Source organism: Amycolatopsis alba DSM 44262 (genome assembly GCF_000384215.1).
In the GTDB taxonomy this organism is placed as follows: Bacteria; Actinomycetota; Actinomycetes; order Mycobacteriales; family Pseudonocardiaceae; genus Amycolatopsis; species Amycolatopsis alba.
Genome location: NZ_KB913032.1, coordinates 704,476 through 716,469 on the forward strand (window position 1 = coordinate 704,476; position 11,994 = coordinate 716,469).

The following is an 11,994-nucleotide window of genomic DNA, read 5'->3' on the forward strand; positions in this document are numbered from 1 at the left end:
GGACACTGTCCGACGGCGCGACGATCGCGGCACCATGAGGTCATGCACCCCGAGATCCTCAGCCAAGAGGGCTACACTTCCGTGTCAGTCAAGGAATCCCCCGTTCGCGAGCTGTTCCCCGGAATCCGGCTTCGTCCACTGTGGACAGGCGCGGACGGCGCGCACGCCAACGTCCTGGAGATGGATCCCGGCACCTCGTGGCCGCACCGCGACGTCCACGAACCGGGCTCCGAGGAGGTGTACGTCGTCTCCGGCACGTTCAACGACGGTGCGCGGGACTATCCGGCCGGAACGTTCCTGCACGCCCCGGCCGGTTCGTGGCACGTGCCCGCGTCGGCGACCGGATGCACCTTGTTCGTCTTCTATCCCGAAGGCTGACGCCGGGTCAGCCGACGACCGACAGTCCGCTCTCGGCCGCGAGGATTCCCGCGACGGAGACGGCCTGCTCACTGGTGATCTTCGCGCCGCGCAAGGTGAGCAGGCCCCGGACACCGGACAGCCGCGAGCCGCGCAGATCGCAGTCGACCGCGGCGGTCGCCACGAATTCCGCGTCCGCGAAGTCACAGTCCACAAAGGTCAGACGGGAAAGGTCGCCGGAGAACACCGTCTCCCGGAAGGAACATCCGGAGAACACGGCCGAACCCTTCACCCGCTCGACCGCCACCGACGCGTAGTCGAACCGCGCGTTCTCGACGTACAGATCGGAGGCGGACGCGATCGACACGCCCAGCCCGATCGCCCGGCAGCGGAGAATCTCGACGCGTCGTGCCGAGAGTTCGCGGATGGCCGCGTTGGACAGGTCGACGCCTTCGAGGACCACATCGGACAGCGTCAGCCTGTCGAGCCGGGCGTTCGCCAGACTCACGTCCGAGACCAGGGAACGCGCGATCTCCCCGCCGCCGCGGACGCCGTCCTGATCACCGCCGTCGAGATGGACGGAGTCGAAATCGAAATCGCCATCGAGCACGGCCGGTTCGGCGTCGAGGTCTTCTCGCTCGACCAAGGGGCGCCGCACCTTGATGCCGTCGAAATCCCGGAACTCCATGGGCCGGACGCTACCGCAGGGGGTCTCGTGTCGGCGTCTTCGTGCTGGATGGAGGTGTGACGGTGGAGGATTTCGGACGTTGAACGTCCCAAATCCTCCACCGTCGACTCCGGGGCTCGCGGCGAGGTCAGTCCCGGACGCCCTTCACGGCGTCCTTGATCTTCTCGCCTGCCTGCTTGACGTTGGCCTTGCCTTGCTCGGCCTTGCCTTCGGCCTGCCACTGCTCATTGTCCGTGGCGTTCCCGACTGCTTCCTTGGCCTTGCCCTTGAGCTCGTCGATCTTGTTCTCGGCTTTGTCGTTCATCGGGGCCTCCGTTCTTTGTCCGTCGCCTCCGGTTACCCGGTGCCGCGCCCCGAAAACGCCGTATCCGCTGTGGCACCTGACACGTTTGAACCGGAAACGTCGAGTTCCGCCCACACGGTCTTGCCATCGTCGTGATGCTCCTGGCCCCACGCCGTCGCGCAGGCGGCGATGAGGGCGAGCCCCCGGCCGCCGGTCTCCGAAGGCGGACGCGGGGTGGCGGGCGCCGTGCCGGAGTCGTCGACCTCGACGCGCAGGCGGCCACGCCGCCGCAGCAAGCGCACCTGCCGCGGCGGCGTCCCGTACCGCAGGGCGTTGGACAGCAGTTCGTCCAGCATCAGGATCGTGTCCATGAGGACCGCTTCGGGGAGGTCACGCAGTTCCGCACGTGCCCAGGCGCGGACGCGGGCCAGTTCGCCCAGGTCGTCTCCCACGTCCAGCGCCAGGATTCCGACGGGCGTGACCTGATCGGTGGGCACGGGGACCTCCATGTGCTCGGCGGCCGTCACGGGCTCGCGTGGATCCAGTGCCCCGAACGCCGCGAACCTTGACGATCAACCCGTCACCGTTCGCCACCCGTGTGACCACAGGGGTAGACCGATTCCGTGACGACGGCCTCGCACGCCGGGCAATTGTTCACCGGCCGCTCACGACGGCCCCAGAAGGGATGGGTGGCCCCGCAGAGCGCGGTGACCGGTTCACCCATGCCGGGGTCCGGGTTGCAGGCGGGACAGTAGGCGTGCGCCGACCGCTCGATTTCGGCTGTCATCCTTCGCCTCCGGGTACAGGTCGTTATACATCTTTTCGACCCTGTTCAGCATACGACGGTACTTGTTCCGCGTTCTCCGGTTTGCCCGGACCCGATTCCGCGCTTCATGAGGGCTCCGGTTCCGGGAATTCGCAACGGCGCATATTTCGATCGGCCGACAGAATGGATTAATCGAGTTTCTCATGCCAATTACTTCGCTATTACCAGTACATTTACTTACTGCTCTTTTCGAGTGATCGACAGTCATGATCACCTTTGGGTAAAGACAGTGGGCACGCGGTGCCGCTAGCATTGCGATTGTTCCCGGACAGACCAGGCACGCCCTGTTCGCGCTGTCTGCCTCATTCACGACTTTAGTCGGGAGGTCGCGAGCGTGCGCTCGCCACGAAAAGCCAACGGAAACGGCTCGGAAAACCACCACAACGAAGGCGCGGCGACCACCGCCCTGCTTCGCCTCGGCCGTTATCTGACCCGCGCGGAGAGTTCGCCGGATCTGCATTCGGTCCATCTGACCGGTGGCCGGGAAGGCGACGCGTTCTACCGTGATCGCTGGAGCCACGACAAGGTGGTCCCGTCGACGCACGGCGTGAACTGCACGGGTTCCTGCCGCTGGAACGTGTACGTCTCGGACGGGATCATCACCTGGGAGAGCCAAGATCCGGATTATCCGTCCGTCGGCCCCGACAAGCCGGAGTACGAGCCGCGGGGGTGCCCGCGCGGCGCCTCCTTTTCCTGGTATTCCTATTCCCCGACGCGGGTACGTTTTCCGTACGCCAGGGGCGTATTGATCGAAATGTACCGGGAGGCTCTGAAACAGCACGGTGATCCGGTCGTCGCCTGGGCTTCGGTGATGGACGACCCGATGAAGAGGCTGGCCTATCAGCGTGCCCGCGGAAAAGGCGGGCTGGTCCGGGTCGGCTGGGACGAGGCTGCCGAAATCGCCGCCGCCGCGCATGTGCACGCCATTTCCCGGTACGGCCCGGACCGGGTCGCGGGCTTTTCCCCGATTCCGGCGATGTCCATGGTCTCGCATGCGATCGGGTCCCGGTTCATGGCGCTGATCGGCGCTCCGATGCTCTCCTTCTACGACTGGTACGCCGACCTGCCGGTGGCCTCGCCACAGGTGTTCGGCGACCAGACCGACGTCCCGGAATCCGCGGACTGGTGGGACGCCGCGTACCTGATGATGTGGGGCTCGAACGTCCCGGTGACCCGGACGCCGGACGCGCACTGGATGGCCGAGGCGCGTTACCGGGGCCAGAAGGTCGTCGTGGTCTCCCCCGACTACGCCGACAACACCAAGTTCGCCGACGAGTGGCTCGCCCCGCATCCCGGCACCGACGCCGCGCTGGCGATGGCCATGGGGCACGTCATCCTCACCGAGTTCTTCGCCGAACGGCAGGTGCCGTACTTCACCGACTACGTCCGCCGCTTCACCGACCTCCCCTTCCTGGTCACGCTGACCGAACGCGACGGCGCGTACGTCCCGTCGAAGTTCCTCACCGCCGCGGACCTCGGGGACACCGGGGCGGAGCCGGACTGGAAGACCGTCCTCGTCGACGACCGCACCGGGGAACCGGTCGTGCCCAACGGTTCCGTCGGTTTCCGCTGGAACGAACACGACCAGGGCCGCTGGAACCTCGACCTCGGCGACGTCGTGCCGCGGCTGAGCCTGCTCACCGACCCCGGTCACGAGGGTGTCGAGGTACTGCTCCCCCGGTTCGACGCGGACGGCGTCCTGCGGCGCGGGGTACCCGCCGTGGAGCACGGCGGCCGGCTGGTCACCACCGTGTTCGACCTGCTGATGGCGCAGTACGGGGTGCGACGCGGCGACCTGCCCGGCCGGTGGCCGTCCGGCTACGACGATCCGGCGGAACCGTGCACCCCGGCCTGGCAGCAGGAGATCACCTCGGTCCCGGCCGAGCGGGTCGCCAGGATCGCCAGGGAGTTCGCCGAGACCGCGGAGGCCTCCCGCGGCCGGTGCATGATCCTGATGGGCGCGGGCACCAACCACTGGTTCCACTCCGACACCATCTACCGGTCCTTCCTGGCGCTGCTGACGATGACCGGCTGTCAGGGCCGCAACGGCGGCGGCTGGGCGCATTACGTCGGCCAGGAGAAGGTACGGCCGCTGACCGGACATCAGACCCTGGCAGGCGCGATGGACTGGATGCGGCCCGCCCGGCAGATGATCGGGACCGCCTACTGGTACCTGCACACCGGCCAATGGCGCTACGACGCGCTGCGCAACGACGAACTGACCTCGCCGCTGGCACCGGGGAAGCTCGCCGGGACCAGCGCGGCGGACGCGCTCGCGCAGTCGGCGCGGCTGGGCTGGATGCCCTCGTTCCCCACTTTCGACCGCAATCCGCTCGACCTGGTCGACGAGGCCGAGGAAGCCGGGCTCGACCCCGTCCGCCACGCCACCGCGCAACTGCGTGAAGGCAAGCTGGGATTCGCCGCCGAGGATCCGGACGCGCCCGAGAACTGGCCGCGGGTGCTCACGGTGTGGCGGTCCAACCTGCTCGGCTCCTCGGCCAAGGGCCACGAGTACTTCCTGCGTCACCTGCTCGGCACCGACGCGAACCTGCGCGGTGAGGAGGCGCCGCCGGACGCCCGGCCGAAATCCGTGAAATGGCGGGACGCCGCCCCGGTCGGCAAATTGGATCTTATGCTGGCAATCGATTACCGCATGACCAGCACCACCTTGTTCGCGGATCTCGTACTCCCCGCCGCGACCTGGTACGAGAAGCACGATCTCTCGTCGACGGACATGCATCCCTTCGTGCATTCCTTCAACGCCGCCGTCGATCCGCCGTGGCAGACCCGCACCGATTTCGAGGCGTTCCACACGATCGCGAAGCGGTTCAGCGAACTCGCCGAGCGGCATCTCGGGGTGCGCAAGGATCTCGTCGCCACTCCGATGACGCACGACACGCCCGGCGAAACAGCTCAGCCGGGCGGGGTCGTCCGCGACTGGCGCGACGGCGACGTCGAGCCGATCCCCGGCGTGACCATGCCGAAGCTGACCGTCGTCGAACGCGATTATCCCGCGGTGGCGGCGAAACTGGCCACGCTCGGCCCGCTGCTGGAGAAGCTGGGCGCCACCAGCAAGGGCCTGACCTACGACGTCGGCGAGGAAGTGAACTGGCTGCGCGCGAAGAACGGTGTCGCGACGACCGGAGCCGCCCAGGGCCAGGCGCTGATCGACACCGACATCAAGGCCGCGGACGCCGTGCTCGCCCTGTCCGGCACCACCAACGGGCGGCTGGCCACCCAGGGCTTCCGCGAGCTCGAGAAGCGGGTCGGCACCGAACTGGCGCATCTTTCCGCCGAGCACGAAGGGAAGAAGATCACCTTCGCCGACACCCGGTCCCGGCCGGCGTCGGTGATCACCAGCCCGGAATGGTCCGGCAGCGAGAGCGGCGGACGGCGCTATTCGGCGTTCGTGATCAACGTCGAGCACGCCAAACCCTGGCACACCCTCACCGGCCGTCAGCATTTCTTCCTCGACCACGACTGGATGCACGAACTCGGTGAGGCCTTGCCGGTCTACCGCCCGCCACTGGGTTCGCAGCACCTCACCGGCGGATCGGGAGACGCCGCCGAGGTCACCGTGCGCTATCTGACCCCGCACAGCAAATGGTCGATCCATTCGACGTACCAGGACAATCTGCACATGCTCACGCTGTCCCGCGGCGGGCAGGGGATCTGGATGAGCCCGGCCGACGCCGAGGCCATCGGAGCCAAGGACAACGACTGGATCGAGGCGGTCAACCGCAACGGGGTCGTGGTGGCCCGCGCGATCGTCTCCCACCGGATGCCGACGGGCACTGTTTTCCTTTACCACGCCCAGGATCGGGCGGTGAACGTGCCGCGCAGCGAAGCCACCGGCAAACGCGGCGGCACGCACAACTCGCTGACCCGGCTGCTGCTCAAGCCCACCCATCTCATCGGCGGCTACGCCCAGCTCTCCTTCGGTTTCAACTACCTGGGCCCCACCGGCAACCAGCGCGACGAGGTCACCGTGATCCGCCGCCGTTCCCAGGAGGTGCGTTACTGATGCGGGTCATGGCACAGCTGGCCATGGTGATGAACCTCGACAAGTGCATCGGCTGCCACACCTGTTCGGTGACCTGCAAACAGGCATGGACCAACCGCACCGGCACCGAGTACGCCTGGTTCAACAACGTGGAAACCCGGCCGGGGCAGGGATATCCGCGCCGCTACGAGGATCAGGAACGCTGGAAGGGTGGCTGGGAATGGACGGCGAAGGGCAGGCTGCGGCTACGGGCGGGAGGGCGGCTGACCAAGCTCACGAAGCTGTTCGCCAACCCGGAACTGCCGGAGATCGCCGACTACTACGAGCCGTGGACCTACGACTACGCCACCCTGATCGAGGCGCCGCTCGGCGACGACGTGCCCACCGCCGCGCCCCGGTCGGCCATCACCGGCGAACCCACCCAGCCTTCCTGGGGACCGAACTGGGACGACGACCTCGGCGGGTCCACCGAGCACGGCGTCAAGGACCCGATCGCCGAGAAGCTGCGTGACGAACTCGGGGTCAAGATCAAGTTCGAGTTCGAGCAGAGCTTCATGTTCTACCTGCCGCGGATCTGCGAACACTGTCTCAATCCGTCCTGTGTGGCCAGTTGCCCGTCCGGCGCGATGTACAAACGCGAAGAGGACGGGATCGTGCTGGTCGACCAGGACCAGTGCCGAGGCTGGCGGATGTGCGTCACCGGCTGCCCGTACAAGAAGGTCTACTTCAACCACAAGACCGGCAAGGCCGAGAAGTGCACCTTCTGCTACCCGCGGGTGGAAGCCGGGCAGCCGACGGTGTGCGCGGAGACCTGCGTCGGACGGCTGCGCTACATCGGCGTCCTGCTCTACGACGCCGACAAGGTCACCGAGGCCGCGTCCGTCGCCGACGAGCACGACCTCTACCCCGCGCAACTCGATCTGCTGCTCGATCCACACGATCCCGCCGTGATCCGGGCGGCCGAGGCGGCCGGTGTCCCGCACGACTGGCTCACCGCGGCGCAACGGTCTCCGGTGTACCAGCTGATCCACGACTACCGGCTGGCGCTGCCGCTGCATCCGGAATACCGCACGATGCCGATGGTCTGGTACATCCCGCCACTGTCGCCGGTGGTCGACGCGGTCAGCGGCAGCGGTCACGACGGTGAACATCGTGACAACCTGTTCGGCGCCATCGACGCCCTGCGGATCCCGATCGAGTACCTGGCCGAACTGTTCACCGCCGGGGACACCGAGCCGGTCCGGCATTCCCTGCGGCGGCTGGCGGCGATGCGGTCCTACATGCGGGCGGTGAACCTCGGGCAGGAGACCGACGAGGACATCCCCGCGTCCGTCGGTCTCACCGGCGAGCAGATCTTCGCCATGCACCGGCTGCTGGCGCTGGCCAAGTACGACGAACGCTACGTCATCCCCACCGCCGGTGTCGGGCAGGCTCACGACCTGGAGGGCATCGCCACCCGCTGCAGCCTCGACGTCGACGGCGGTCCGGGCATGGGCGGCAAGGAGTCCACGGTGGACCTGGTCAGCTGGGACGACGGCGCCCGCCCGGACTCGCTGTTCCCGACCTTGCGGGAGAAGAGCCGGTGAAACTCCTCCGTCCCCGGCACGGGAGAGATCACGCGGCGCTGCGCCAGATCGCCGGATGGTGCCTGCAGTATCCCGACGAAGCCGTCCTCGGCAAACTCGGCCTGCTGCGCGCCTGTCTCGACGAGACCACCGGCCCCGGCCACGACGAGCTCTCCCGCACAGTCGCTCATCTCGAACAGGGCGATCCCGGCGAGCTGGCTTCGCACTACATCGAGGTCTTCGACCGCAAACCCCGCCGGACACTGCATCTGAGCTGGTTCCTCGACGGCGACACCCGCCGTCGTGGTGAGACACTGGCCGCCCTGCGCCGGTTCTACCGCACCCACGGATTCGCCCCCGCCGAGAACGAGCTGCCGGATTTCCTCCCGGCGATCCTGGAGTTCGCCGCCGCGGCGGGCTCCGACGCGGCGGAACAGGTGCTCGCCCGTTTCCATCCCGCACTGGATCTCCTGCACCGCAATCTGTCCACTATGGACACGCCGTATCGCGGCGCCGTCACAGCGGTGCTGGCGACGCTGCCCGCCACCCCGGCACCGATCCCCGCTGAACCCCCTGCCGAACTGGTCGGCCTCGACCCGTTCCCCACCGGCGCCGGAGGTGGCCGATGAGTTCCGGACTGGACCTGCTGCTGTGGGGCGCCGCGCCCTACGCGTCGATCGCGCTGCTGGTCTTCGGCACGATCTGGCGGTATCGCCACGACAAGTTCGGCTGGACGACCCGGTCCAGCCAGCTCCACGAATCCCGGCTCCTGCGGGTGGCCAGCCCGGTGTTCCACATCGGACTGCTGATGGTGATCGGCGGGCACGTGCTCGGCCTCTTCGTGCCCAAGGGCGTCACCGAATTCGCCGGGCTCGACGAACACGGCTACCACCTGATCTCGCTCGGGATGGGCAGTCTGGCCGGGCTGGTCGCGATCGGCGGGCTCGGACTCCTGCTGTGGCGGAGGATCCGGGTGCCCGCGGTGCGCGGCGCCACCTCGGTCAGCGACAAGTACATGTACGTGGTGCTCGTGCTGGTGATGCTCGCCGGACTGGCGAACACGCTGGTCGACAACGGGCTCCGGGGCGGATACGACTACCGCGAGACGGTCTCGCCGTGGTTCCGCGGCATCCTGCTCCTCGATCCCCAGCCGGACCTGATGGCGTCGGCACCACTGGACTACCGGCTGCACACCGCGCTGGCCATGGTCTTGTTCGCGCTGTGGCCGTTTTCCCGCCTGGTGCACGCTTTCAGCGCGCCGGTGCGGTACCTGCTCCGCCCGTACGTGGTCTACCGTCGCCGCGCTCCCGGCAGCGTCGGCACCCGAGACCCGCGCCGCGGCTGGGAATGACGCGCCTCCGCCGGGCCGCCTACGTCGCGCTGAGTTCGTTCGGCTGCATCGTGTTCATCGGCCTCTGCGCGATCCTGTCCGGCGCGCCCCTGCTGTTCCCTTCGCTCGGGCCCACCGCGTTCCTGGTCTTCGCGAGCCCGCAGGCGCCCGGCGCGAGCCCGCGCAACACGGTGCTCGGGCATCTGGCCGGTGTTCTCGCGGGCCTCACCGGCCTCGCCGTCACCGGGCTGCTCACTGCCGCCCCGGACCTGACACATCCTTCCTGGCCGAGGATCGGGGCGGCCGCGATCGCGCTGGGTCTCACCTGCGCCGCGATGGCCGCGCTGGAGATCCCCCATCCCCCGGCCGGGGCCACCACCCTGATCATCGCGCTCGGCCTGCTGCACACCACTCCGCAGATCGTCGCGGTCCTGGCGGGTGTCGTCCTCATCGCGCTGCTGGCCGTGCTGGTCAACAAACTGTTCGGCGTTCCCTACCCTTGGTGGCGCGCGGCCGCTCCGGTCACCGCGCCGCCGCCACGTCCTCTGCGGCCCGAATCGTCCGCAAAGGGCTGACGAGGACGAACACCGCGCCACAGCAGATGATCCCGGCCGAGATCACCAGCCCCGGCAGGGTGCCGAAGACCGTGCCGACGAAGCCGGCGGCGAGACCGCCGAGCGTCCCGGTGCCGAAGACCACCGAAAGCGCGGTCCCGTTGACGCGGCCCATCATCTCCGGCGGTGTGACGCGCTGGACCAGGCTGAGCACGTGGATGTTGAACACCGAGTCGGCGAATCCGATCAGGAACTGGCCTGCGATCAAGGTGATCAGCGCGGCGCCCTGCCCGCCGACCGGCAGCAGCAGGAACCCCGATCCGGTCAACAGGATCGAGCTCGCCAGCGTCCCGCCGAGGGTGAACCTGCGGGCGATCGCGCCGGACGACACCGCCCCCAGGATGAGGCCCGCCGTCCCGATGGCGAAAGCGAGACCGACCGCGCCCGTGCTCAACTTCCCCTCGTCGTAGGCGAAGACCAGCACGAGCGCGTTCGCCGTCGCCACACCGAGATTCACCGTCGTGCTCGCGAACATCAGCGCGCGCAGCCGGACGTCGGACAGAAGCACCGCCAGGCCTTCCCGAGCCTCCTTCAGCGCCGACCGCCGCTCCCCGCTCCTGACCGCGGGCGGCTCACGATGGCGCATCCGCACCAGTGTCACCAGGGAAACGAGAAAGGAGAGAGCGTCGGCCACGATGGCCAGCGCGGTGCCGAGGAGCTGCATCAGCCCGCCCGCCGCGGCCGCGCCGCCGACCTCGGCGACCGCGCGGGAGGTCTGCAGCCGCTCGTTGCCTGCCACGATCCCGTCCGGTCCCGCGAGTATCGGCAGGTACGACTGGGCGGCGACTTCGAAGAAGACCGTCAGCACGCCGACCACCCCGGCGACGACGAACAGCTGGACGAGGGTGAGCACGCCGCACAGATACGCGACCGGGATCGATCCCATCGCCACCAGCCTGCCGACGTCGGCGTGGATCATCGTCCGGCGGCAGGAGAGCCGATCGACCCAGACGCCCGCCACGGAACCGAGGAGCACGAACGGCAGGAATCTCAGCGCGGCCAGCAGTCCGACGTCCCAGGCGGTCCCGCCGAGCCCGAGCAAGGCGACCGTCGGCAACGCGATCCGCGAAACCTTGTCGCCGAAAGCGCTGATCGTCTGGCCGATCCACAGGCGCCGGAAGTCGCCGGGGAAAGCGAAAGGTGAAGGCATCGAATTCCGATCACGAGAAGGGAAAACGAGCCTAAGATCCGATAGACGTCAGGGCCGGGTCGGTTATTCGAACTTCGAGGAGAGCGGGAAATGCCCCAGCGGCTGGTCGGTTCCACCGGAATCGCGGGAATGACCCAGTTGCACCAGGCGGCGCCCCTGATCGAGCGGCAGCACGCGCTCATCGAACTGCTGCGGGTGCGCGCGCCGCGCCGGGTGACGGGCGCGAGCCTCGCGGAAGCGACCGGGGTGAGCCTGCGGACCGTGGAACGCGACATCACCCGCCTGCGTGAAGCGGGTGTTCCCATCACCATCCACCGCGGCCCTCGCGGCGGCTACGGCATCGACGCGCGGCCCGTGCTGCCGCCGATCTCGCTGACGCCGGGTGAAGCGTCCGCGCTCATCGCGTCACTGGTCGCCGTCGGCCCGTACACCTCCGCGGTGGCGCAGTCCGCGCTGGGCAAGGTCCTCGAAGCCCTCACCGGGAAATGACCGAGCCCGGCGAGTGAGCGGCCGTCCCCCGATCGTGGACAGCCACCGCCCTGAATGGCCGCTATGCCGCCCCTTCGTCCGGTTCTATCGTTCGGACGCATGGCAAGCGACTTGCAGCGGCGCAAGATCTCGGGAGTTTTCGCCGCGATGGACGTCGACGGTGACGGTTTCCTTCAGGAGCAAGACTTTCAGGCCTTGGCCGCGCGATGGGCACGGCAGCGGGGGCCGGGCGACGAAAAGCAGCTGACCGGGATCATGCTGAGCTGGTGGACGACGCTGCTCGAAGTGTCGGACGTCAATCGCGACGGCCGGGTCACCCTCGACGAAGTCCTGCTGGTGGTGGACAAACTGCCGGGTACCCCCGAGGCGGTGACCGCGACCGCCGACGCGATGTTCGAAGCGATCGACCAGAACGGCGACGGCCTGATCTCCGCGGCGGAGTACCGTCAGCTGATCGAGGTCTGGAACGGGCGCCCCACCGACACCGACGCCATCTTCCCGCTGCTCGACTCCGACGGCGACGGGATGCTGTCACGGGACGAGTTCGCCGCGCTGTGGCTGGAGTTCTGGGCAGGTGACGACGCGGAAGCGCCGGGGACCCTCGTCTTCGGTCCGCTCGCCGCCTGACGCGGCTTTCGGGCGGACCCGGCGTCCATACGGGCCAGACCCCCGCACGCACCAGGTCGCGG

13 protein-coding genes are annotated in these 11,994 nt (G+C 68.3%); 8 read left to right on the forward strand and 5 right to left on the reverse strand.

The window, feature by feature from the left end:
* Positions 1–42: 42 nt before the first annotated feature.
* A complete protein-coding gene (locus AMYAL_RS0103125) occupies positions 43–378 on the forward strand; it encodes a cupin domain-containing protein (RefSeq protein ID WP_020629844.1) in 336 nt (111 codons plus the stop codon).
* Between the two features lie 7 nt (positions 379–385).
* Here the strand turns inward: AMYAL_RS0103125 and AMYAL_RS0103130 are convergent, their stop codons facing one another.
* The 4 genes from AMYAL_RS0103130 to AMYAL_RS0103145 all read right to left on the reverse strand — a co-directional run bounded on the left by AMYAL_RS0103130 (position 386) and on the right by AMYAL_RS0103145 (position 2,115).
* The gene (locus tag AMYAL_RS0103130; protein ID WP_020629845.1) at positions 386–1,045 is read right to left on the reverse strand and encodes a pentapeptide repeat-containing protein; all 660 of its coding nucleotides are present in this window, start codon (positions 1,043–1,045) and stop codon (positions 386–388) included.
* Positions 1,046–1,172: 127 nt separating this feature from the next.
* On the reverse strand, positions 1,173–1,349 hold the full coding sequence (locus tag AMYAL_RS45555) for a CsbD family protein (protein ID WP_020629846.1): 177 nt from the start codon (positions 1,347–1,349) through the stop codon (positions 1,173–1,175).
* Between the two features lie 32 nt (positions 1,350–1,381).
* A complete protein-coding gene (locus AMYAL_RS0103140; protein ID WP_039795195.1) occupies positions 1,382–1,825 on the reverse strand; it encodes an ATP-binding protein in 444 nt (147 codons plus the stop codon).
* An 83-nt stretch (positions 1,826–1,908) separates the two neighbouring features.
* On the reverse strand, positions 1,909–2,115 hold the full coding sequence (locus AMYAL_RS0103145; protein ID WP_020629848.1) for a hypothetical protein: 207 nt from the start codon (positions 2,113–2,115) through the stop codon (positions 1,909–1,911).
* A 373-nt stretch (positions 2,116–2,488) separates the two neighbouring features.
* On the opposite strand from AMYAL_RS0103145, the gene AMYAL_RS0103150 reads away from it, so the two are divergent.
* Genes AMYAL_RS0103150 through AMYAL_RS45560 form a run of 5 tightly spaced genes read left to right on the forward strand, consistent with a single transcriptional unit; the run spans position 2,489 to position 9,627 of the window.
* Positions 2,489–6,178 (forward strand): nitrate reductase subunit alpha, encoded by a 3,690-nt coding sequence (locus tag AMYAL_RS0103150; RefSeq protein ID WP_020629849.1) that lies wholly within the window; start codon positions 2,489–2,491, stop codon positions 6,176–6,178.
* Positions 6,178–7,743, forward strand: a complete 1,566-nt coding sequence (gene narH / locus AMYAL_RS0103155) for a nitrate reductase subunit beta (RefSeq protein WP_020629850.1) — start codon at positions 6,178–6,180, stop codon at positions 7,741–7,743. The genes AMYAL_RS0103150 and narH overlap by 1 nt, the downstream gene beginning before the upstream one ends.
* Complete coding sequence (gene narJ, locus AMYAL_RS0103160; RefSeq protein WP_020629851.1) at positions 7,740–8,351, forward strand: nitrate reductase molybdenum cofactor assembly chaperone; 612 nt, start codon at positions 7,740–7,742, stop codon at positions 8,349–8,351. The genes narH and narJ overlap by 4 nt, the downstream gene beginning before the upstream one ends.
* Positions 8,348–9,073 carry a respiratory nitrate reductase subunit gamma gene (gene narI, locus AMYAL_RS0103165; protein ID WP_020629852.1) on the forward strand — a complete coding sequence of 242 codons (726 nt, stop codon included), beginning with the start codon at positions 8,348–8,350 and terminating at the stop codon, positions 9,071–9,073. Before narJ ends, narI begins: the two co-directional genes overlap by 4 nt.
* Positions 9,070–9,627 carry an HPP family protein gene (locus AMYAL_RS45560; RefSeq protein ID WP_020629853.1) on the forward strand — a complete coding sequence of 186 codons (558 nt, stop codon included), beginning with the start codon at positions 9,070–9,072 and terminating at the stop codon, positions 9,625–9,627. Before narI ends, AMYAL_RS45560 begins: the two co-directional genes overlap by 4 nt.
* Here the strand turns inward: AMYAL_RS45560 and AMYAL_RS0103175 are convergent.
* On the reverse strand, positions 9,575–10,816 hold the full coding sequence (locus AMYAL_RS0103175) for an MFS transporter (protein WP_020629854.1): 1,242 nt from the start codon (positions 10,814–10,816) through the stop codon (positions 9,575–9,577). The genes AMYAL_RS45560 and AMYAL_RS0103175 overlap by 53 nt on opposite strands.
* A 90-nt stretch (positions 10,817–10,906) precedes the next feature.
* Here AMYAL_RS0103175 and AMYAL_RS0103180 point away from each other — a divergent pair, with 90 nt between their 5' ends.
* Entirely contained in the window at positions 10,907–11,305 is a 399-nt protein-coding gene (locus tag AMYAL_RS0103180) for a helix-turn-helix transcriptional regulator (protein WP_020629855.1), read from the forward strand.
* 99 nt (positions 11,306–11,404) lie between these two features.
* Complete coding sequence (locus AMYAL_RS0103185; RefSeq protein WP_020629856.1) at positions 11,405–11,932, forward strand: EF-hand domain-containing protein; 528 nt, start codon at positions 11,405–11,407, stop codon at positions 11,930–11,932.
* The last annotated feature ends 62 nt before the right edge of the window (positions 11,933–11,994 follow it).